Below are 21,294 nucleotides of genomic sequence, written 5' to 3' on the forward strand. Positions count from 1 at the left end.
AGGGGACGTTCATGTTTGCTCACCTGCCGCTTATCCTGCTTGCCCAGACCGCGGTCGAACCGCAGACGCCGCCCGCCACGCCCGCGCCCACGGGCCAAACCGATGGTCGGCTGGGAACCGCGCAACAGGGCGGGGGGGATATCGTCGTCACCGCGCGCCGAAGGGTCGAGACGATCCAGTCGGTCCCGATCGCGATGTCGGTGATCGGCGGGACCGCGCTGGCGGAAACGGGGACGTACAACGTCAACCGGCTGACCCAGCTGCAACCGTCGCTGCAATTCTACTCGACCAACCCGCGCAACTCGGCCGCGAACATCCGTGGACTCGGCGCGCCGTTCGGGCTGACCAATGACGGGATCGAGCAGGGCGTCGGCATCTACGTCGACCAGGTCTATTACAGCCGGATCGCTTCGGCGACGTTCGACTTCACCGATACCGAGCGGATCGAGGTGCTGCGTGGCCCACAGGGCACGCTCTACGGCAAGAACACGACCGCCGGCGCGATCAACATCACGACCCGCAAACCCAGCTTCAGCCCCGAGGCACGGGTCGAGGTGAGCGGGGGCAATTACGATTTTTTCCAGGGCAAGGCATCGGTCTCGGGGCCGCTGATCGACGACAAGCTCGCGATTCGGCTTTCGACCTCGATCACGACGCGACGTGGCACGATCTACAACGTTCGAACTGACACATACCTCAACAGCCAGGACAATGTCGGCTTCCGCGGGCAATTGCTGTGGAAGCCGACCGATACGCTCGACCTGACCCTGTACGGCGATTACGCGCGACAGAACCCGGAATGCTGCGTCCAATACTATGTCCGCACCGGTGCGACCCAACGTCCGCTCAACCGCCAATATGCCGCCCTTGCTGCGGCACAGGGCTATGCGGTCCCGTCGACCAACGCGTTCGACCGGATCACCGATGTCGATACACCGCTCCGCGCCAAACAGTCGCTGGGCGGCGCGTCCCTGGTCGCCAATCTCGACCTCGGCGGGTCGACGCTGACCTCGGTCTCGGCGTGGCGGTTCTGGAACTGGGATCCGTCGAACGATCGCGACTTCATCGGTTTGCCCGTCACCAGCGCGTCGAACAATCCCTCGCAGCAGGAGCAGTATAGCCAGGAACTGCGGATCGCCTCCAACGGCAATCGCAAGATCGATTACGTGCTGGGCGCGTTCTACTTCTACCAGACGATCGATACGCAAGGACTGCAGGTCCAGGGATCGGCGGCGAGCCGTTTCCTGCTCAATCCGGGGGCAAGCGTTCGACCGGGCGCGAGCGGCTGTTCGCCCGTAACCGCGAACGCGTGCAACCCCGCGATCCTCAACGGGCTGACCGCGCGCAACACGATCGGCTTCACCAACACCAGCGTCGCGGCGTTCGGCAAGGCGACATGGCATATCACGGACGCGCTCTCGATCGCGCCGGGTCTGCGGGTGAATTACGACAAGAAGAACGGCTCCTATGTCTCTGTCGTGACGACCGGAACCGGCAGCATGACGCTCAACGCCGACCAGCGCGGCGTGCTGGCGCCGCAGACCTACACCCCGCGGTTCGACAAGTGGAACGTGTCGGGGGATATCACCGCCGCCTATACCGTCAGCCGCGACATCCACGCCTATGCAACCTATGCACGCAGCTACAAGTCGGGCGGGATCAACCTGTCGGGGCTCCCGCTCGACGGCGCGAACAACCCGATCCTGTCGTCGGCGACGGTCAAGCCCGAGAAGGTCAACCATTTCGAGCTGGGGCTGAAGACGCAGTTCCTCGATCGCCGCGCGACGGTCAACATCGCGGGCTTCTGGACCGAAATCGACGATTATCAGGCGACGGTCACCAACGGACAGTTGGGCGTGCTGCGCGGATATCTCGCCAATGCGGGCAAGGTGCGGACGCGCGGGATCGAGGTGGACTCGGCGTTCCGCCCGTCGGCGCGGCTCAATGTCTATGCGAATGGCGCTTTCACCGACGCACGCTACGTCCGCTTTGTCGACGCGCCGTGCCCGCCCGAGCTTTCGGGCGGGACGACCGTAGCAGCCGGGCAGACTCCGGCGGCGGCGGGGGTGTCGGGCCTTAGTCCCGCGAGCTGCGACGTTTCGGGTCAGTGGCTTCCGGGCGTGTCGAAATGGGCGTTTTCCTATGGCGCGGAATATGACCTGCCCGCGCGGGTCGGGTCGGTCGAGGGGCAGTTCTACGTTGGCTATGACGGCAGCTATCGCTCCAAATTCTCGTCCAACCCGTCGCGTTCGGCGTATACCGACATCCAGGGCTATGCGCTGAGCAATTTCCGGATCGGGTTCAAGGCGCGCGACGCTTTCAACGTATTCGGCTGGGTGCGGAATGCGTTCGACCAGAATTACTATGAGGTGCTCGCGACGCAATCGGGGAGCACCGGGCTGGTCGTCGGCCAACCGGGGGATCCGCGGACCTACGGGGTGACGGTGAGCAAGTCGTTTTGAGGTCTGGGCAGCGCGGGTCTCTGCGAGGCTCGGCCCCACCCCAACCCCTCCCCTGAAGGGGGGGCTAGAAAGAAGCGACCGCCGAAAAGCCCCTCCCCTTCAGGGGAGGGGTTGGGGTGGGGAAGTCCAGCAGATACACCTTTGCCGCGGAGCAAAAAACCAGGAAGAAACAAAGAAGCGCCGGTCGGCAAAGCCGCCGTCGGCCGGGTCGCTGCGCGCCCGCCGTCCGTTTTGGGGGATCTGCTGTGCAGACCGGCGCGTGCGCCTTCCCCCAAAAGCAAACGCCCGGGCCGTTTCCGACCCGGGCGCCTGCGTGACGATCGCTCGTCAGCCCCCAATTCGCCTTCGCAGCCAGCCCTTTTAGGCGGCGCTGAAAGCATCCCCGAACCACGGCCGTTGCCTGTGTGTCAGTGACAAAAGCGTTAGGTTTGTTACCGGGGCTTGTCACCGGGAATGTGGCCGCGCCGTACCGATTGCGGCGGCGCTGTGGCGATTGCGCAACACGTCGCAACAGTTGCCAGTCCGCCACCTGCCGCCTAGAGCGACGCGATCAGCACCCCCGGGGCGGCCAGACCGAACGATATGATCCTATCCCGATACGAACGCATGATCGCGCGGCGCTATTTGCTGCCGGGCAAGGGCGAGGCGTTCATCTTCCTCGTCGCCGGGATCAGCCTGGTCGCGGTGATGCTCGGCGTCGCCGCGCTGGTGATCGTGATGAGCGTGATGAACGGCTTCCGCGCCGAACTATTCGACAAGATCGTCGGGCTCAACGGCCATGCGGTGGTGCAGGGCTATGGCGGGCAGATCCCCGACTGGCGCCGGATCGTCGGGCTGGCCGAAACCACCCCCGGCGTGACGAGCGCGATCCCAATGATCGAGCAACCGCTGATGACGACCTATAACGGCCGCGTCGAAGGCGTGCTGCTGCGCGGGATGCGCGTGTCCGACATCCGCTCGAACAAGACGATCGGCAGCAAGGTCGTGATGGGGTCGCTCAGCAACCTGACCCCGGGCAGCGGGACGGTGGCGATCGGCTCGGGGCTGGCGGATGCGCTCGGCGCGGTGGTCGGCAGCCAGATCCAGCTGATCAGCCCGCAGGGGCAATCGACCCCGTTCGGCACGGTGCCGCGGATCGTCAACTACACGGTCGGCGCGGTGTTCACGATAGGCGTGTACGATTTCGACAAGGCCTATGTCATCATGCCGATGCAGGATGCGCAGACGCTGTTGATGATGGGGGATTCGGTCGGCATGGTCGAGTTGCAGACGACCAACCCCGATCGCGTCGGGCAGATCCTCGCGCCGCTGGTCGACAAGATCGGGCGGACCGGGACGATCCAGGACTGGCGCCAGATGAACGCGCAATTGTTCGAGGCCTTGGGCGTCGAGCGGGTCGCGATGTTCACCGTGCTGTCGATCATCATCCTCGTCGCCGTTTTCAACATCCTGTCGTCGCTGATCATGCTGGTCCGCGCCAAGACCCGCGACATCGCGATCCTGCGGACGATGGGGGCGAGCCGGGGGGCGATGATCCGCATCTTCATGGTCGTCGGCACGACGATCGGCGCGCTCGGCGTGGTCGCGGGGCTGCTGCTCGGCTTCTTCTTCCTGTGGTTCCGGCAGGACGTCGTCAACGCGGTGCAATGGGCGACGGGGCAAAACCTGTGGGACCCCTCGGTCCGGTTCCTGAGCGAACTCCCGTCCAAGACCGATCCGGTCGAAGTCACCGTCATCGCGCTCATGGCACTCGTGTTCAGCTTCCTCGCCACGCTCTACCCCGCGCTCAAGGCGGCGAGCACCGATCCCGTCCAGGTCCTGCGCTATGAGTGAACCCGTCCTAGTAGTGACCGGCCTGTCGCGCAGCTTCGCACAGGGCGGCCAGACGATCGAAGTGCTCCGCAGCGTCGACCTCACCGTCGGCGCGGGCGAGATCGTCGCGTTGCTCGGCCCCTCGGGCTCGGGCAAGTCGACGATGCTCCAGGCGGTCGGGCTGCTCGAGGGCGGGTTCGGCGGGTCGATCCGGATCGCGGGCGAGGAAGCCGCACGGCTCAACGCCGACGGGCGGACGCGGGTGCGGCGTGACCAATTGGGCTTCGTCTATCAGTTCCACCATCTCCTCCCCGATTTCAACGCGACCGAGAATGTCGTCCTCCCGCAGATGATCCAGGACCGGCCGCGCGACGAGGCCGACGCACGCGCCGCCGCGCTGCTCACCGCGCTCGGCCTCGGGCATCGCCTGACGCACCGCCCCAACCAGCTCTCGGGCGGCGAGCAGCAGCGTGTCGCGGTCGCACGCGCGCTCGCCAACCGGCCCGCGCTGGTGCTCGCGGACGAACCGACCGGCAACCTCGACGAGGGCACCGCGGACATCGTGCTGGCGGAGTTCCTCCGTCTGGTTCGCGGGGAGGGATCGGCGGCGCTGGTCGCCACGCACAACGAACGGATCGCGGCCAAGATGGACCGCGTTGTCCGGCTCCACGAAGGACGGCTTGCATGACAGCCTGGACCGACCCGCCGACGCTGGTCGGCCAGCATGTCATTCTCCGCCCGACGGTGCCCGAGGACCAGGGCGGCATCGTTGCGGCGGCGGCGGACGGGAAGATCAGCGAACTGTTCTTCACCAACGTCTCGACGCTGACCGACCCCGCGGCGTTCATGGCGGCGCTCTTCAAGGAGCGCGACTACGGGCGCGCGATGCCGTTCACGGTTTGCGTGCCCGATCCCACACCCCCACCGTTCGCCCTGAGCGAAGTCGAAGGGCCGGGCACAGCGCAGGGGCTTCGACTGCGCTCAGCCCGAACGGAGGTGGGCGCAGGGACCGAAGCCGGGATCACGACGCCCACGCCACCCGCACCCACACCCCCGCCGTTCGCCCTGAGCGAAGTCGAAGGGCCAGGCACAGCGCAAGGGCTTCGACTTCGCTCAGCCCGAACGGATAGTGGGCAAGCCCCCCGCATCGTCGGCCTCACCCGCTACATGCGGATGAACGCCGCGCACCGCAGGCTCGAGATCGGCGGCACCTTCTACGCGCACTCGGTCCAGCGCAGCGGGGTCAATACCGAGGCGAAGCTGCTCCTGCTCAAACACGCGTTCGAGGTGCTGGACTGCAACGCGGTCCAGATCCGCACCGACTGGTTCAACAAGGCCTCGCAAAAGGCGATCGAGCGGCTCGGCGCGAAGCGCGACGGCGTGTTGCGTAATCACCAGTTGATGGATGGCCGGATCCGCGATCTCGTGGTCTATTCGATCATCGCGAGCGAATGGGCGGGGGTCGAGCGCAACCTGCGCTTCCTGCTCGCGCGCAACGAAGGGAAGACGGCATGAACGCGATCACCGACCACATCGTGACGGGCGCGGACGGCAAGCCGGTCGATCTGTCGGCCTATGCCGGCAAGGTGCTGCTGATCGTCAACACCGCGTCCAAATGCGGCTTCACCCCGCAATATGCCGGGCTGGAGGCGTTGCAGCGCCGCTTCGCCGACAAGGGCTTCGCGGTGCTCGGCTTCCCGTGCAACCAGTTCGGCGCGCAGGAACCTGGCGACGCCGAGGAGATCCGCACCTTCTGCTCGCTGACCTATGACGTCACCTTCCCGATGTTCGCCAAGGTCGACGTAAACGGCGCGGACGCCGCCCCATTGTTCACCGCACTCAAAAAGCAGGCACCGGGGTTCCTCGGCACCGGGGGGATCAAGTGGAACTTCACCAAATTCCTGGTGGATCGTGGGGGGAAGGTAGTGGAGCGCTATGCGCCGACGACCAAGCCTGAGGCGCTTGAGGCGGATATTGCCAAGCTGTTGTAAGGTTGACTACTTTTCTTGGTGATGCTGCAGGTTGCCCGGAGAGTTTCGGTAAAGTTGCACCATCGGCGCTGGATAGGACATGCCTCAGCCGACCCGATCTGCGACTAATTCTCGTAGGCGTAAGAACGTCGGCGTAGTGATCCCGTGCTCGCCCGTATCATCCCAATAACCGGTTAGCCGAGTGAAGACCCCCGCTCTAGCGGTCCTGTGTATGAAATCGACCACCTCCTCACGGGGAACGGAAAGTGTTGTTACCACTTCGTCGACAAACGCTGGCCAAAAAGAGAGAACACGCTTCATAGGATTTTCATCAGGTTCCGCCTCATGAAGCAGACGGTCAAAAACTGTCAATGCCTGCCATTCTCGATAAGACAGGTCGTCGATAACTGATATCGCCTCCTCGAACTCGTCAACGGTTGACATAGCCTCGGCGACAATACCGTTCGTTAAAGCGCGGGCGAAGAGCCGTATCTTTTCATCGCGACGTGTTCGAACGACCGCACGGGTAGCTGCCAGAAAGCAATGAAGAAAATCGTTCGATGATACTAGTTCTTCTGATATCAAAACATCGCCATTTGCGAGTTCCTCGAAGAAGGTTCGCAAACGTTCTTCTGCCAGCATACGGGCGCCGTCACTGATAAAAACGTCCAAGGCTGATCCGACGCCCCCGGGGACGAGCTGAAGCAGAGCTTTTACAATTGGATTATCGAGCTTCCCAAACATAAATACGACCTTCAGCTGTGTGACAGCTCTACGCAACGAGCGAAGTGCGAACGGAACGACATACTTATGATGGCGGCATTCCCTTTAAAGTAAAGATTTTCGTTATCGATGCCCATCGCTGCGAGACCGAAAGTGTTGCATACTCAAAGGTCTTCGTAGTCGCGGGCATCCCACACCCCAAAAATCCCCACGCCCCCGGTTCCCAGAATCGCCCTCACGGCGCATAAGCCCCCCATGTCTCATGCTGGCTTCGTGCCCCTCCGTATCTTCTCGTCCTACACCATGCTCGACGGCGCGATCGAGCCCAAGGCGATTGCCAAGCACGCGCAGCAGCTCGGCTTTCCCGCCGCCGCGCTGACCGATCGCAACGGGCTCTATGCCGCGATGGCCTTCTCCGACGCGGCGATGGCCGCGGGCGTCCAGCCGGTGATCGGGACGATGCTCGGGCTGTGCCGCCCCGACATGCCCGAAACCGCGACCCCGGTGATCGACTGGATCGCGCTCTATGCGCAGGACAAGACGGGCTATGACAATCTGTGCAAGCTCGTCTCGCGCGCGCATCTCGATCGCCCGCTCGAACTCGCCGCGCATGTCGATTTCGACGCGCTGGCGGCGTGTTCGGACGGGCTGATCGCGCTCACCGCGGGGCGCGAGGGCGGGCTCGCGCGGCTGTTCGCCGAGGACCAGCCGACCCGCGCGCTGGCTTATGCCGACCGGTTGCAGGCGCTGTTCCCCGACCGGCTTTATATCGAGCTCACCCGCCGCCAGTGCGAGATCGAGGGCAAGGCCGAGCCGCTGCTGCTCGACCTCGCCTATGACCGGAACCTGCCGCTGGTCGCAACCAACCCGTGCTGTTTCGCGGAAGAGGATTTCAGCGAGGCGCATGACGCGTTGCTGTGCATCGCCAACTCGACCTATATCGCGAGCGACGACCGCCCGCGCAGCTCGCCCGATGCGTGGATGAAGCCCGCCAAGGAAATGAAGGCGCTGTTCGCCGATCTCCCCGAGGCGATCGACAACACGATGATCGTCGCGCAGCGGTGCGGCGTGGCCGCGCCCAAGCGCAAGCCAATCCTGCCGAGCCTGGCGGGCGACCGCGAGGCCGAGGCCCAGAAGCTGCGCGTGGATGCGCGCGCGGGGCTGGAGCGGCGGCTCGACCGGATTGCGGCGCTGGGGGTGTTGTCGGGGAGTGGGGCGCGCGTTTCCGCCGCTGCTCCTTCCCCCACGCCTTCCACTCCTGTTTCCTTCCCCGGCGAAGGCCGGGGCCCAGGAGAGGAACAGAAGATCGGCGAGGACGGCGCTTCGACTACTTCTGCGCCACAACTGGGCCCCGGCCTTCGCCGGGGAAGCGCAGAAGGGGGAAACGCGGAAGGGGAGGTAGCTCCGCTCCCAACCCCAACCGACTGGCGCACCCCCTATCGCGACCGCCTCGAATTCGAACTCGACGTCATCATCCAGATGGGCTTCCCCGGCTATTTCCTGATCGTCGCGGACTTCATCAAATGGGCGAAGGACCACGACATTCCGGTCGGCCCGGGCCGTGGTTCGGGCGCGGGCTCAGTCGTCGCCTGGGCGCTGACGATCACCGATCTCGATCCGATGAAGCTGGGGCTGCTGTTCGAACGCTTCCTCAACCCGGAACGCGTGTCGATGCCCGATTTCGACATCGATTTCTGCGAAACCCGCCGCGGTGAAGTGATCCGCTACGTCCAGCAGAAATACGGCCGCGATCAGGTCGCGCAGATCATTACCTTTGGGAAACTGAAGGCGCGCGCGGTGTTGAAGGACACCGGCCGCGTGCTCCAGATGGGCTATGGCCAGATCGACCGGCTCGCGAAGCTCGTCCCCAATCTCCCCGCCGACCCGTGGACGCTCAAGCGCGCGATCGACGGCGTGTCCGAACTCCACAGCGAGTATAAGCAGGACGGCAACGTCCGCCATCTGCTCGATCTCGCGATGAAGCTCGAGGGGCTTCCGCGCCACAGCTCGACCCACGCGGCGGGCGTGGTGATCGGCGACCGTCCGCTCGCCGAGCTGGTGCCGCTGTACCGCGACCCGCGCTCGGACATGCCGGTCACGCAGTTCGACATGAAATATGTCGAGGGCGCGGGGCTGGTGAAGTTCGATTTCCTTGGGCTAAAGACGCTTTCGGTTCTCAAGAAGGCGATCGACCTGCTCGCGCAGCGCGGGGTCGTGCTCGATCTCGACGCGCTCGAATGGGACGACGAAGGCGTCTACAAACTGCTGCAGAAGGGCGACACGGTCGGCGTGTTCCAGCTCGAATCGGAGGGGATGCGGCGCACGCTGTCCGCGGTTCGGCCGTCGAATTTCGGCGACATCATCGCGCTCGTCTCGCTGTATCGCCCGGGCCCGATGGACAACATCCCGATGTTCGGCAAGCGCAAGAACGGGCTCGAGCCGATCGTCTATCCGCATGCGCTGCTCGAGGGGATCCTGTCGGAGACCTACGGGATTTTCGTGTACCAGGAACAGGTCATGCAGGCCGCGCAGATCCTCGCGGGTTACTCGCTGGGGCAGGCGGATCTCTTGCGCCGCGCGATGGGCAAGAAGGTCAAGGCCGAGATGGACGCGCAACGCGCCGGCTTCGTCGAGGGCTGCAAGACGATCAACGGGATCGAGAAGGCCAAGGCGAATGAACTGTTCGACTTGATCGACAAGTTCGCAGGGTACGGCTTCAACAAATCGCACGCCGCGGCCTATGCGTTGCTGTCGTACCAGACGGCGTGGCTGAAGGCGCACCACCCGCACGAATTCTACGCTGCTTCAATGTGTTTCGACATGACGCTCACGGACAAACTGAGCATCTTCGTCGATGACATGCGGCGTCTCGAAGTCGCGCTTTTGCCGCCCGACATCAACCGCAGCGAGGCCGAGTTCACGGTCGAGGATACGGGCGACGGGTTGGGCGTCCGATATGCTTTGGCCGCGCTGAAATCGGTCGGCGAGGGCGCGATGGAAAAGCTCGTCGCCGAGCGCGAGGCGAACGGCAAGTTCGAGTCGATCGACGATCTCGCCCGCCGCGTCGACCCGCGCCTGATGAACAAGCGCCAGGTGGAGACTTTGGCGTCAGCGGGCGCGTTCGACTGCCTCGATGAGAACCGCGCCGGGCTATATGCTTGTTCCGAAACGATTTTGGCGACCGCGGCGCGCATCCATGACCAGAAGACCAGCGGGCAGGGCGGTCTCTTCGGCACCGCCGACGCCGCCGAACCCCCGATCAAGCTCCCCCGCTCGGCGCACTGGTCGGTCGCGCAGCGGATGGACCAGGAGAAGGACGCGTTCGGCTTCTACCTGTCCGCCCACCCCATCGACCGCCACGGCCACCTCGCCAAGATGCACGGCGCGCGCAGCTTCGCCGCGCTGGGCGAGCTGTCGATCCCCGACGACGGAACGCGCGCAGGTGCAACGATGGCCGCTTTGATCGAGGACGCGCGCTGGCGCACCTCCGCGCGGGGCAAGCGCTATCTGATGGCGACCTGTTCCGATCCCTCGGGCCAGTTCATCGCGACCTGCTTCGACGACGGCGTCGCCGCCGACCTTGAGGAAGCCGCGCGCAACAACGGCTGCGGGCTGCTGACGGTCGAGCTCGACCGCCGCCCGGGCGAGGAGACCCCGCGCGTCTCGATCAAGCGGATCCAGCCGTTCGAGCAACTCGCCAACAGCGCGCGCTTCGCGCTCGAACTGAGCGTGGCGAGCCCAGCCGGAATGGCCGCGCTCGCGCAGATCCTGTCGGACGTCCGCGGCGCGCGCGGCGAGGTATGGGCGAAAGTGCCGGTCGCCGGTGGCGGACACGCACGCGTCCTGCTCGGTCGCGACTTTTTGCTCGACGGGGAGCTTGCCGAGCGGATCGAAGGCTTGCAGGATGTCAGCGACGTGGAGCTGAGAACCGCCGAAGCGCGGCTGGCTCTGGTGGGGTGAGTGCTGCCCCATCTCGATGATGGGAGAGACGATGCTCGGCGGAATGCAGGATTTCGAATTGCGCGTCCCGCGCCTGATCGACCACGCCGCGCGCGAACACGGCGCGCGCGAGATCGTCACCTATTGGGCAAACGGCAGCGAAACGCGAACCGACTGGTCTCGCGTCGCGCGCGACGCGCGCAAGCTCGCGCAGGCGCTCGAACGGCTCGGCGTCAAGCCCGGCGACCGGGCCGCGACGCTCGCGATGAACCACGCGCACCATCTGGTCTGCTGGTACGGCGTGATCGGCATGGGCGGCGTGGTGCACACGATCAACCCGCGGCTGTTCGACGAGCAACTGGTGTTCATCGCCAACCATGCCGCGGACCGCGTGCTGTTCTACGACCGCCAGTTCCAGCCGATCGTCGACCGGCTGCGCGATCAGTGGCCGTCGATCGAACGGTATGTCTGCCTCGACGACGGCGCGTTCGAAGCGATGATCGCGGCAGAAGACGGTGATTATGCCTGGCACGAAGGCCCCGAACGCGAGCGGTGCATGCTCTGCTACACCAGCGGGACGACCGGGAACCCCAAGGGCGTGCTATACGAACACCGCTCGACCGTGATCCACGCGATGGCCGAAGTCGCGCCCTGGGTGTTCGACCTGTCGTCGACCTCGGTCGTCCTGCCCGTCGTGCCGATGTTCCACGCCGCTTCCTGGGGCCTGCCGTTCGCGGCGGCGCTGGCGGGGGCGAAAGTTGTCTATTCGGCGGTCAACGAACCTGCGGTGCTGTGCCGCTTGATGAACGACGAGCGCGTGACGCATTCGGCAGGGGTGCCGACGGTGTGGCTTGCCCTGTTCCAGCATATGGACGCGAGCGGCGATGCGCCTCGCTACCTCCGACAGGTGACGATCGGCGGATCCGCCGCGCCGCGCGCGATGATCGAGCGGATCATGGGGATGGGGGCGACGGTCAAACACCTGTGGGGAATGACCGAGACCTCGCCGATCGGCACTGCTGGCTGCTACCCGCCGCATTGGGACACGATGAGCCGAGACGCGCAGCTCGATCACGTCTGCAAGCAGGGACAGGTTCCGTTCGGAATCGAACTGCGCGTGGTCGACGATGCCGACGGGGTCTTGCCGCGTGACGGGGTGAGTTCCGGACGGTTGCAGGTGCGCGGGCCCTGGGTGGTCAAGCGCTACTTCAAGGCTGACGCGGATGCTGTCGATTCGGATCAGTGGTTCGATACGGGCGACGTCGCGGTACTCCACACCGACGGTACGATGCAGATCACCGATCGCGCAAAGGACGTGATCAAGTCAGGCGGCGAGTGGATTTCCTCGGTAGACCTGGAGAACGCGGCTGTCGGCTGCCCGGGCGTGGCAGAGGCGGCGGCGATCGGGGTTTATCACCCGAAATGGGACGAGCGACCGCTACTGCTGGTGGTGCGCAAGGCGGGAAGCGACGTGACTGCGGCGGCGATAGCGGCGCATCTTGCGGGGCATGTCGCAAAATGGTGGTTGCCCGATGAGATCTTGTTCGTTGAGTCTCTGCCCCACACCGCAACGGGCAAGCTTCTCAAAACGGCATTGCGCGCGCAATTTCGGGATCATGTCCTGGCGGCATAGCGATCCGCGATATTCGCACCAAATGTATCTGACGGCGATCGGTCGATCGACAAGATCCGGGTATAGCGATCAGGAGGTTTTGGGTTTCGGACCGTCTTTGGCCCACGCCACATCCAGCGCCGCTTTTGTCCCGATCGGAGTGCGTAATCGAAGCGCTTCGACCTTCAACTCGCGACCAAGCACGAGGCGCCCTTTGGTCTGCCACACGATGTCGTAGATACCGGAGATACTCCGTGGCGAATCGTCGTTCCAGTAATTGACGGTCAGCAAAACGGGGAGCTTACCGGATTTACGATCCGTGCCGCCGTCGGTCGCGGCGAGCAAGGCGCGTTCGTACCAGCCGCGGCTGATCGTCTGCGTCGGAGAGGTCTGCGTCGCAATCCCGAGTACGGCCGGGAACGTCACGCTGATATCGCCCAACGCATGCCGTTCGTCGCGCTCGATCAGGATATCGCCATTGCGGGCGACGCTCGACTTGACCACATACAGCGCGTTTTCACGGCGTTCGGTAACCGACTGACTCTGCTTCTCTGCCTGTTCGCTGCGATGATCGGACCAGGTCACCCATAGTCCCAGGCCCGCAATCGCGACTCCCGCCACGCTGACGACTTCGGCGAGCGAAACCCAGCGTCGCCGGATCGCGGCAGCTTCGGCCTTTTCTGCTGGCGTCGGTACTGGACCGGGCCGGTCACTCATCGACCGCCCACTTCCAGCAATCGCTGCGGTGCGGCGAGTTCCCAGCTGATCGCGATGCGGTCTCCGATGCGATCCCAGTCAACCGTGTCGCCGTCCAGCCGCATAGCAATCCATCCGGATGACCCGAGATAGGCCGTCTTGTAATAACACGCCGGATCAAGCTCGATGAGCTGCGCCTGTTCGTCGTCGCCGCTCGTCTTCACGATAACGACGGTCTCGCCGTCGTCGTGATGGTTATGCCAGAAATAAGCGAAGAACTTCCCGTCGTCGACGACGAAGCCGGGTGCGCCATGCGACTCGCGCTCGACTGCCTCGGGGAGGGCGAGACACAGCGCGCGGACGCGGTCGAGCAGGGGGGCGGGATCGGGACTCATCGTGCGACAAACTCTGCCAGAATTTTGGGGTAAAGACGATGTTCGGCCTCCAGAACACGCGCCGCAAGTGTGTCAGCCGTATCGCCACCCAGGATCGGAACTTCGGCTTGTCCGAGCACCTCGCCCCCATCGAGTTCCTCGGTCACTACATGGACCGAACAACCGGCGACCGAATCGCCCGCGTCGATCGCGCGAGCGTGCGTATCGAGCCCCTTGTACTTGGGAAGAAGCGACGGGTGAATGTTGACGATACGACCGCGCCACGCGCCAACGAAACTGTCGGAAACCAATCGCATATAGCCTGCAAGCGCAATCGTCTCGACGTGCGCAGCGCGTAGCGCCGAGTTCAGCGCGGCTTCGTACGCAGGCTTGCCGATACCTTTCGGCGAAAGGCTCCAAGTCGCGATGCCCTGGTCGGTCGCCCAGGCGAGGCCAGGGGCTTCGGGCTTGTCCGAGGCGACGAGCGCGACCTCATAGGGGCACGCCGGCTCGCGGGCGGCTTCGACGAGCGCGATCATGTTGGAGCCGCGACCCGAAAGGAGAATGCCGACCTTCGTTTTTGGCGCGGTCATCTGTCCGGCCCCGACCCGATCGGAGGTCGCCGGCCAACCGCGGAGTCAGCGGTACCGAAGGGCTGCCCTGCCAGTGTCTCGCGCGCCGTCAGAATCCGGCTTTCGGCGGGCACGCGGCTCCAGGGAATGCGGGGCGAGATATCCGGGTGCTCACCCATGATTGTGCGTGGCGGTCCAGTCGGCCTTGCCGCCCCAGGTCTCGGTCGAGCCCGATACGGTGCAACCACGCGGTCCTGCTTCCAGCGTTCCGATCGACAGCACCGTCTCGCCTGCAGCCTCCAGCGCCGTCGTCACCGCATGAACCTGATCCGGCGCCACGATCACGACCATGCCGACTCCGCAGTTGAAGGTCCGCGCCATTTCCTCGGGCTCGATATTGCCCTGCGCTTGCAGGAACGCCATCAGCCGCGGCTGGGTCCAGGCATCGGCATCGACCTTCGCATGGACGCCTTCGGGCAGCACACGCGGAATGTTTTCGAGCAGACCGCCCCCGGTGATATGAGCGAGTCCCTTGATCCTGCGCTCTGCCAGCAACGGCAACAGCGATTTCACGTAGATCCGCGTCGGCGCCATCAGCGCATCAATCAGGCGGACCTCATTGTCGAACAACGCGGGGCGATCGAGCTTCCACCCCTTGTCCGCTGCCAGCCGCCGGACCAGCGAGAATCCATTCGAATGCACGCCCGACGAGGCGAGCCCCAGCATCACGTCACCCGCCGCGATGTCGCGTCCGGTCAGCACCTTGTCGCGCTCGACCGCGCCGACGCAGAAACCGGCGAGATCGTAATCGCCCGGCGCATACATACCCGGCATTTCGGCGGTCTCGCCGCCAATCAGCGCGCAACCGGCCTGGAGGCATCCCTCGGCGATCGAAGCGATGACTCGCTCGGCGACGGCGGGGTCGATCTTCGCCGTCGCGTAATAATCAAGGAAGAACAGCGGCTCGGCACCCTGGACGATCAGGTCGTTGGCGCACATTGCGACCAGATCGATCCCGACGCCGTCATGCGAATCCTGTTCGATCGCGAGCTTGAGCTTCGTTCCGACGCCATCGTTCGCCGCGACCAGCAGCGGATCGACAAATCCGGCCGCCTTCAGGTCGAAGAACCCCCCGAAACCACCGAGATCCGCATCTGCGCCCGGGCGACGCGTCGCCTTGGCCATCGGGCCGATCGCGCGGACCAGCGCATTGCCGGCCGCAATCGAGACGCCCGCCTGGGCATAAGTGTAGGACGCCTTGTCCGGTTCGTTTTCGCTCATCCTGTCCGCCTAGCCATATCGCGCTTGGATTTCCACGCCTCCTTCGCCAAAAGGGCGCCGACATGTCGATCCACCGTCTTTTCCGCCCGTTGGGGTTGGTCGCCGTGCTTGGCCTTGCCGCGACTGGCGGGCTGGTCCTGGCTCAGGCCGACAATCCGGCACAGGGACTCGCATCTGCCGATTACTCCGGCAGTTACGAAGTCAGCGGCGTCACGGTCGACGTGACCGGCAAGACCGCGGACCAGGCGCGCTACGCCGGATGGCGGATCGCGCAGCGCAAGGGCTGGCAGATGCTGTCCCGGCGCCTCGGCGGCGGTGGTGCCCTGGTGTCGGACGGGACGCTGGACAGCATGGTGTCGGGAATCGTTGTCGAGAACGAACAGATCGGCCCGAACCGCTATGTCGCCCGGCTAGGCGTCCTGTTCAGCCGTGCCCGCGCCGGATCGATCCTCGGCGTTTCGGCGGAGGCGACGCGATCGCCGCCGATGCTGACGATCCCGATCGAGATCAGTGGAGGGGTGGCGACCGCGTTCGAACAGAAGACCGCGTGGCAGGAAGCGTGGCTACGCTACCGCACTGGCAACAGCCTGATCGACTATATCCGCCCGACCGGCACCGGGAACGACGCAGTGCTGCTCAACCTCGGGCAGACCGAACGCCGCGGGCGCGGGTGGTGGCGTGTCGTGCTCGACCAATATGGTGCTACCGACGTCGTGATCCCGACCGTCTCGATCCGGCGCGAATGGCCGGGCGGCCCGATCATCGGGACGTTCCAGGCGCGGCATGGCCCGGACAATCGCCTGATTACGCAATTTACGCTGCGCGTTGACAATGGTGAGGCGCTGCCGGTCCTCCTCGACGCCGGGGTGAAACGGATCGACGATGCCTATCAGGCCGCACTGCGCAACGGCGCGCTGATGGGCGATTCGGGCCTCGCTTATGTCGCGCCGGTCGCGACGCCGACGCCGGACGCGACGCCGACCGATCTCGCACTTCCCGGTGTGGATGGTGGTGTCGCCGGGGCTGGCACGACGGGCGGTTCGGTCGTGACCGTGCAGGCCGACACACCGAATGCCTCCTCGGTCACCGCGACCGAAGCGGCGTTGCAGGGGGTGCCGGGCGTACGGTCGGCGATTACCACCAGTCTTGCGCTTGGCGGTGTCTCGGTCCTGAGGGTCCAGTTCGACGCGGATCCTGCCGTGCTTCGCGCTGCGCTGGAGGCGCGGGGCTGGACCGTCTACGGCAGCGGGACGACATTGCGGATCCGTCGCAGCGCGGCATCTGCGCCGGGCGGGCAGGCTGGGCCCGCCGATAATGCCACCGGCTGATGCGCCGATGTCAGACCCGACTCTTATGATCCCGTCCGCGCAAATGGCACTGCCGTTCGATTGGCCAGCCGACCCGCGCGATGACGAATTCCTGATCGGCACGTCCAATGCCCGCGCAGTGCAGCAGCTCGAACATTGGAGCACCTGGCCGGTGATGGCGGTGGTCGTCACCGGGCCGCGCAAATCGGGTCGCAGCCTGATCGCGCGGATCTTCGCCGCAAAGACCGGCGGCGGGCTGATCGACGATGCCGAGCGGCAGAGCGAGATCGCGATCTTCCACGCGTGGAACCGCGCGCAGGAGGAACGGCGTCCCGTCGTCGTGGTGGCCGATTCACCGCCGCCCGAATGGGAAATCAAGCTTCCCGATCTGCGTTCGCGGTTGATGGCGAGCCCGACGCTGCGGATCGGCGACCCCGATGAGGTGCTGATGGCGGCCCTGTTCGAACGCCAGTTCCTCAGGCGCGGGCTCGACGCGCGGCCCGACCTGATCCAGTGGCTCGTCACTCGCGTCGAACGCACTCACGTCGCACTGCTTCGCGCCGTCGACCTGCTCGATCAGGTCGTGCTAGAGCGCCGCAAACGCTTGTCGATCCCGCTCGCGCGGGCAACATTGCAAGAGGCGGGGCTGATCGGCGGCCGCGCTCCAGACCCGGCAGAGCATCCATGACGAGACCCGCCCATATCGCGAGCCTGGTGCGTGACGACGATCCGTTCGTCGGCACCGAGGGGGCTGATCGCTATTTCAACCGCGAACTGTCCTGGCTGGCGTTCAACCGGCGCGTGCTGGAGGAAGCGACCAATACCGCGCATCCGCTGCTGGAACGCCTGCGCTTCCTGTCGATCTCAGGGTCGAACCTCGACGAGTTCTTCATGGTGCGCGTCGCCGGGCTCAAGGGCCAGCAATTGCAGGACGTGGACCGCCGCTCGACCGACGGACTGACGTCGGGGCAGCAGTTGACCGCGATCGTCGCCGAGGCCGACGCGCTGATCGAAAGCCAGCGCACGGTGTGGCGCGAACTGCGGCGGCTGCTTGCCGAAACCGGGATCGGCGTGCTGAGTTCGCGCACGATCGACGAGGCGCTGACCGCCGAGGAACTGTTCTGGCTGGAGACGCAATTCCGCGAGCAGCTTTTCCCGATCCTGACCCCGCAGGCGCTCGACCCCGCGCATCCGTTTCCGTTCATGCCCAACAAGGGCCTGGCGGTGATGTTCGACCTCGTCCGGATCTCGGACGATCAGCCGATCCGTGAGCTCGTGATGATCCCCGCGCCGATGCCGCGCTTCCTCCGGTTGCCGGGGACGAAGGCGCGCTACGTCGCCGTCGAATCGCTGGTGAAGCGGTTCGCGCCGCTGATCTTCCCGGGCTATCGCGTGCTCGGGGCCGCCGAATTTCGCGTCCTGCGCGACAGCGATATCGAGATCGAGGAAGAGGCGGAGGACCTCGTCCGCTACTTCGCCAACGCGATCAAGCGGCGGCGGCGGGGGCGGGTGATCCGGCTCGAGCTGGAAAGCGGGATGCCCGAGCGGCTTGGCGCGGTGCTCCGCGACGAACTGGGTGGGCCGGATTGCTTCGTCACCGAGAGCGGCGCGTTCCTCGGCGTCGGGGATCTGGAGGCGATCGTCGACGAGGATCGGCCGGACCTCAAGTTCCCGCCCTTTTCGCCCCGCTTCCCGGAGCGAATCCGCGAATATGGCGGGGACTGTTTCGCGGCGATCAGCGCGAAGGACATCGTCGTCCACCACCCGTACGAGACGTTCGACGTGGTGCTCGCCTTCCTCAAGCAGGCCGCCGCCGACCCCGACGTCGTCGCGATCAAGCAGACGCTGTACCGCGCGGGGAAGCAGTCAGCGGTCATCAACGCGCTGATCGCCGCCGCCGAAGCGGGCAAGTCGGTGACCGCGGTGGTGGAGCTCAAGGCCCGCTTCGACGAGGAGCAGAATTTGCTGTGGGCGTCGGCGCTGGAGCGCGCGGGCGTTCAGGTCGTTTACGGCTTCATCGACTGGAAGACGCACGCCAAGGTCTCGATGGTGGTGCGTCGGGAAAGTGGCCAATATCGCACCTACTGCCATTTCGGGACGGGCAACTATCATCCTATAACTGCAAAAATATATACGGATCTCAGCTTCTTCACGGCGGATCCTCGACTCGGGCGCGATGCTGCGCAGATGTTCAACTACGTCACCGGCTATGTCGAACCCGAGAACATGGCGCTGATCAGCCTGTCGCCGCGCGACATGCGTCCGCGCTTGATGGACCTGATCGACGCCGAGATCGCCAATGCCGGCGCGGGCAAGCCCGCCGCGATCTGGGCGAAGATGAACTCGGTCGTCGACCCCGAGACGATCGACAAATTGTACGAAGCGAGCGAGGCCGGGGTCCAGATCGACCTGATCATCCGCGGGATCTGCTGCCTCAAGCCCGGCGTTCCGGGCATGTCCGAGAACATCCGCGTCAAGTCGGTGGTCGGGCGGTTCCTCGAACACAGCCGGATCTGGGCGTTCGGCAATGGCAAGGACCTGCCCAACCCGGATGCAAAGCTGTTCATCACCTCGGCCGACTGGATGCAGCGCAACTTCGACCGGCGAATCGAATATATGCTCCCGATCGAGAACCGCACCGTCCACGACCAGATCCTCGGCCAGGTGATGGTGGCGAACCTGATCGACAATGAACAGAGCTGGGACTTGCAGGCGGACGGAAGCTACGTTCGTGAAGAGCCGGGCGACCGGCCGTTCAACCTCCACCGCTATTTCATGACCAACCCGTCGCTGTCGGGGCGTGGTGCGGCGCTGGCGGCGAGCGGTTCGGTGCCCAAGCTGTCGCTGCGGCGCCGGCGGTGACGCGATCATGACCGCGCTCATCTTTCGCAAGCCAAAGCCCGTCGGCGGCCCGGTCGCGCCGGCCGCCGCCAATGGCGCACCGCGGACCGGGATCATCGACATCGGGTCGAACTCGATCCGGCTGGTCGTCTATCAGGGGCCCGAACGGCTACCCGCGACGCTGTTCAACGAAAAGGTGATGGCGGGGCTCGGGCGCGGACTGGCGGACACCGGCGCGATTGCGACCGAAGCGCTCAAGGTCGGTGCCGACGCGCTGGCGCGCTTCGCGGCGGTCGCGCGCGAGATGGAGGTCACGCGGCTGCGCACGGTCGCCACCGCCGCGGTCCGCGACGCCAGCAATGGCGCGGTGCTGCTTGATGCCGCGCGCGACCTCGGGCTCGACGTCGAACTTTTGTCGGGCGAGCAGGAAGCAAGCGGCGCGGGGTACGGCGTGTTGTCCGCGATACCAGAGGCGGACGGCATCGTCGGCGATCTGGGCGGCGGCAGCCTCGAACTGATCCGCGTCTCGAACGGCGAGGTGCGCGACCGGGTGTCGTTCCCGCTTGGCGTGCTCAGGATCGCGGCGATTCGGAACAAGGGGCCGGGCGCGTTGCAGCGGGTGGTCGAGCACGCGCTGCGGACTTCGGGCTGGCTGGGCAAGGGGAAGGGGCTGCCCTTGTACCTCGTCGGCGGGTCGTGGCGCGCGCTCGCGCGGCTCGACATGCACGTCAACAGCTATCCGCTCCCCGTGATCCACCAATATGCGATGCCGCGCAGCGCGATCGACCGGCTCGGGCGCACGATCAGCCATGTCAACAAGGCCTGGTTGCGCGCGGTGCCCGGCCTGTCCGCGGGGCGCGCGGCGACGCTGGGCGATGCCGACGCGCTGCTGGCGGTGCTGCTCAAGCATCTCGGCACGGAAACGACGATCGTTTCCGCGTTCGGATTGCGCGAGGGGCTGCTCTACGGGGCGCTCGACCCTGCAGTGCGCGCGCAGGACCCGCTGATCGTCGCGACTCGCGATGAAGGACAGCGCCACGGCCGGTTCGCCGAGCATGGCGATCTGCTCGACACTTGGATCGCGCCGCTGTTTCCGCGCGATGCGCCGGACATGGCGCGGTTGCGGCTGGCGGCCTGCCTGCTGGCGGACGTGGGTTGGCGCGCCAACCCCGAGTTCCGCGCCGAACGCGGCGTCGAGGTGGCGTTGCACGGCAATTGGGTCGCGGTCGATGCGCGGGGCCGCGCGGTGATGGCGCAGGCACTGTTCACCAGCCTTGGCGGCGGGACCGATACGCCAGCCCCGCTCGCGATGCTGGCGCCCGCGATCGATCTCAAGCGGGCGGTGCTGTGGGGCCTGGCGATGCGGCTTGGACAACGGATGAGCGGCGGTCTCGCCGGGCCATTGCAGCGCACCCGGCTGATCGATGACGGAAGCCTGCTGACGCTCAAGGTCGCGCCCGAGGACCGTGTTCTCTACAGCGAGACGGTCGAACGGCGGCATGGTGCGCTCGCGACCGCTTTGGGGCGCAAGGCTGCGGTCTGAACGATCGAACGGCCGTTCGCAGGACCATATCTTGCTGAGGGATCCGCGGCGTCGCCCTGTCCCGGAATGGCACAACCGTTTGTTGCTATAAAGAAACATACTCCATATGGATGAATGCGCATTCCGAGGGGGCTCGGGGCGAGGTTTGCAACAGGCAAGTCC

Annotated in this window: 16 protein-coding genes; 11 read left to right on the plus strand and 5 right to left on the minus strand. The window is 65.4% G+C overall.

Going from position 1 to position 21,294, the window contains the following annotated elements; all coding sequences use genetic code 11:
• Nucleotides 1–11: 11 nt before the first annotated feature.
• The 5 genes from RH91_RS15260 to RH91_RS15280 all read left to right on the plus strand — a co-directional run bounded on the left by RH91_RS15260 (nucleotide 12) and on the right by RH91_RS15280 (nucleotide 6,265).
• Entirely contained in the window at nucleotides 12–2,462 is a 2,451-nt protein-coding gene (locus RH91_RS15260; RefSeq protein WP_010163783.1) for a TonB-dependent receptor, read from the plus strand.
• 582 nt (nucleotides 2,463–3,044) lie between these two features.
• Nucleotides 3,045–4,295, plus strand: coding sequence for a lipoprotein-releasing ABC transporter permease subunit (locus RH91_RS15265; protein ID WP_010163784.1), 1,251 nt, complete (start codon nucleotides 3,045–3,047; stop codon nucleotides 4,293–4,295).
• Nucleotides 4,288–4,962, plus strand: a complete 675-nt coding sequence (locus RH91_RS15270) for an ABC transporter ATP-binding protein (RefSeq protein WP_029623930.1) — start codon at nucleotides 4,288–4,290, stop codon at nucleotides 4,960–4,962. Before RH91_RS15265 ends, RH91_RS15270 begins: the two co-directional genes overlap by 8 nt.
• On the plus strand, nucleotides 4,959–5,789 hold the full coding sequence (locus tag RH91_RS15275; protein ID WP_010163786.1) for a GNAT family N-acetyltransferase: 831 nt from the start codon (nucleotides 4,959–4,961) through the stop codon (nucleotides 5,787–5,789). Before RH91_RS15270 ends, RH91_RS15275 begins: the two co-directional genes overlap by 4 nt.
• Nucleotides 5,786–6,265, plus strand: coding sequence for a glutathione peroxidase (locus tag RH91_RS15280; RefSeq protein ID WP_010163788.1), 480 nt, complete (start codon nucleotides 5,786–5,788; stop codon nucleotides 6,263–6,265). The genes RH91_RS15275 and RH91_RS15280 overlap by 4 nt, the downstream gene beginning before the upstream one ends.
• Before the next feature lie 84 nt (nucleotides 6,266–6,349).
• Here RH91_RS15280 and RH91_RS22545 read toward each other — a convergent pair whose 3' ends face one another.
• On the minus strand, nucleotides 6,350–6,988 hold the full coding sequence (locus RH91_RS22545) for a hypothetical protein (protein ID WP_157136952.1): 639 nt from the start codon (nucleotides 6,986–6,988) through the stop codon (nucleotides 6,350–6,352).
• Nucleotides 6,989–7,222: 234 nt separating this feature from the next.
• On the opposite strand from RH91_RS22545, the gene dnaE reads away from it, so the two are divergent.
• A complete protein-coding gene (gene dnaE, locus RH91_RS15285) occupies nucleotides 7,223–10,927 on the plus strand; it encodes a DNA polymerase III subunit alpha (RefSeq protein WP_010163792.1) in 3,705 nt (1,234 codons plus the stop codon).
• Between the two features lie 19 nt (nucleotides 10,928–10,946).
• A complete protein-coding gene (locus RH91_RS15290) occupies nucleotides 10,947–12,539 on the plus strand; it encodes a long-chain fatty acid--CoA ligase (protein WP_010163793.1) in 1,593 nt (530 codons plus the stop codon).
• 69 nt (nucleotides 12,540–12,608) lie between these two features.
• Here RH91_RS15290 and RH91_RS15295 read toward each other — a convergent pair whose 3' ends face one another.
• The 4 genes from RH91_RS15295 to purM all read right to left on the minus strand — a co-directional run bounded on the left by RH91_RS15295 (nucleotide 12,609) and on the right by purM (nucleotide 15,441).
• Nucleotides 12,609–13,235, minus strand: coding sequence for a hypothetical protein (locus RH91_RS15295; RefSeq protein ID WP_010163794.1), 627 nt, complete (start codon nucleotides 13,233–13,235; stop codon nucleotides 12,609–12,611).
• The gene (locus RH91_RS15300; RefSeq protein ID WP_010163795.1) at nucleotides 13,232–13,609 is read right to left on the minus strand and encodes an MmcQ/YjbR family DNA-binding protein; all 378 of its coding nucleotides are present in this window, start codon (nucleotides 13,607–13,609) and stop codon (nucleotides 13,232–13,234) included. Before RH91_RS15300 ends, RH91_RS15295 begins: the two co-directional genes overlap by 4 nt.
• Nucleotides 13,606–14,181: a phosphoribosylglycinamide formyltransferase gene (gene purN / locus RH91_RS15305; protein ID WP_010163796.1), complete on the minus strand. Its 576-nt coding sequence runs from the start codon at nucleotides 14,179–14,181 to the stop codon at nucleotides 13,606–13,608. The genes RH91_RS15300 and purN overlap by 4 nt, the downstream gene beginning before the upstream one ends.
• A gap of 150 nt (nucleotides 14,182–14,331) precedes the next feature.
• Nucleotides 14,332–15,441: a phosphoribosylformylglycinamidine cyclo-ligase gene (gene purM / locus RH91_RS15310; protein WP_010163797.1), complete on the minus strand. Its 1,110-nt coding sequence runs from the start codon at nucleotides 15,439–15,441 to the stop codon at nucleotides 14,332–14,334.
• 62 nt (nucleotides 15,442–15,503) lie between these two features.
• Between purM and RH91_RS15315 the strand changes: the two genes are divergently transcribed.
• From RH91_RS15315 to RH91_RS15330, 4 genes are read left to right on the plus strand one after another with little or no spacing between them, the layout of a single operon-like run.
• Nucleotides 15,504–16,769 (plus strand): hypothetical protein, encoded by a 1,266-nt coding sequence (locus RH91_RS15315; RefSeq protein ID WP_010163798.1) that lies wholly within the window; start codon nucleotides 15,504–15,506, stop codon nucleotides 16,767–16,769.
• 43 nt (nucleotides 16,770–16,812) lie between these two features.
• Nucleotides 16,813–17,436: an HdaA/DnaA family protein gene (locus RH91_RS15320; RefSeq protein ID WP_010163800.1), complete on the plus strand. Its 624-nt coding sequence runs from the start codon at nucleotides 16,813–16,815 to the stop codon at nucleotides 17,434–17,436.
• Nucleotides 17,433–19,610, plus strand: a complete 2,178-nt coding sequence (locus tag RH91_RS15325; RefSeq protein ID WP_029623933.1) for an RNA degradosome polyphosphate kinase — start codon at nucleotides 17,433–17,435, stop codon at nucleotides 19,608–19,610. Before RH91_RS15320 ends, RH91_RS15325 begins: the two co-directional genes overlap by 4 nt.
• Nucleotides 19,611–19,617: 7 nt before the next feature.
• Complete coding sequence (locus RH91_RS15330; protein WP_198283270.1) at nucleotides 19,618–21,132, plus strand: Ppx/GppA family phosphatase; 1,515 nt, start codon at nucleotides 19,618–19,620, stop codon at nucleotides 21,130–21,132.
• The last annotated feature ends 162 nt before the right edge of the window (nucleotides 21,133–21,294 follow it).

Source organism: Sphingomonas sp. PAMC 26617, from assembly GCF_000242835.1.
In the GTDB taxonomy this organism is placed as follows: domain Bacteria; phylum Pseudomonadota; class Alphaproteobacteria; order Sphingomonadales; family Sphingomonadaceae; genus Sphingomonas.

What these genes read in the sequence shown, in the direction of transcription:
- RH91_RS15260 (WP_010163783.1), top strand. Translation starts at nt 12, where the DNA reads ATGTTTGCTCACCTGCCGCTTATCCTGCTTGCCCAGACCGCGGTCGAA.
- RH91_RS15265 (WP_010163784.1), top strand. Translation starts at nt 3,045, where the DNA reads ATGATCCTATCCCGATACGAACGCATGATCGCGCGGCGCTATTTGCTG.
- RH91_RS15270 (WP_029623930.1), top strand. Translation starts at nt 4,288, where the DNA reads ATGAGTGAACCCGTCCTAGTAGTGACCGGCCTGTCGCGCAGCTTCGCA.
- RH91_RS15275 (WP_010163786.1), top strand. Translation starts at nt 4,959, where the DNA reads ATGACAGCCTGGACCGACCCGCCGACGCTGGTCGGCCAGCATGTCATT.
- RH91_RS15280 (WP_010163788.1), top strand. Translation starts at nt 5,786, where the DNA reads ATGAACGCGATCACCGACCACATCGTGACGGGCGCGGACGGCAAGCCG.
- RH91_RS22545 (WP_157136952.1), bottom strand. Translation starts at nt 6,988, where the DNA reads ATGTTTGGGAAGCTCGATAATCCAATTGTAAAAGCTCTGCTTCAGCTC.
- dnaE (WP_010163792.1), top strand. Translation starts at nt 7,223, where the DNA reads ATGTCTCATGCTGGCTTCGTGCCCCTCCGTATCTTCTCGTCCTACACC.
- RH91_RS15290 (WP_010163793.1), top strand. Translation starts at nt 10,947, where the DNA reads ATGGGAGAGACGATGCTCGGCGGAATGCAGGATTTCGAATTGCGCGTC.
- RH91_RS15295 (WP_010163794.1), bottom strand. Translation starts at nt 13,235, where the DNA reads ATGAGTGACCGGCCCGGTCCAGTACCGACGCCAGCAGAAAAGGCCGAA.
- RH91_RS15300 (WP_010163795.1), bottom strand. Translation starts at nt 13,609, where the DNA reads ATGAGTCCCGATCCCGCCCCCCTGCTCGACCGCGTCCGCGCGCTGTGT.
- purN (WP_010163796.1), bottom strand. Translation starts at nt 14,181, where the DNA reads ATGACCGCGCCAAAAACGAAGGTCGGCATTCTCCTTTCGGGTCGCGGC.
- purM (WP_010163797.1), bottom strand. Translation starts at nt 15,441, where the DNA reads ATGAGCGAAAACGAACCGGACAAGGCGTCCTACACTTATGCCCAGGCG.
- RH91_RS15315 (WP_010163798.1), top strand. Translation starts at nt 15,504, where the DNA reads ATGTCGATCCACCGTCTTTTCCGCCCGTTGGGGTTGGTCGCCGTGCTT.
- RH91_RS15320 (WP_010163800.1), top strand. Translation starts at nt 16,813, where the DNA reads ATGGCACTGCCGTTCGATTGGCCAGCCGACCCGCGCGATGACGAATTC.
- RH91_RS15325 (WP_029623933.1), top strand. Translation starts at nt 17,433, where the DNA reads ATGACGAGACCCGCCCATATCGCGAGCCTGGTGCGTGACGACGATCCG.
- RH91_RS15330 (WP_198283270.1), top strand. Translation starts at nt 19,618, where the DNA reads ATGACCGCGCTCATCTTTCGCAAGCCAAAGCCCGTCGGCGGCCCGGTC.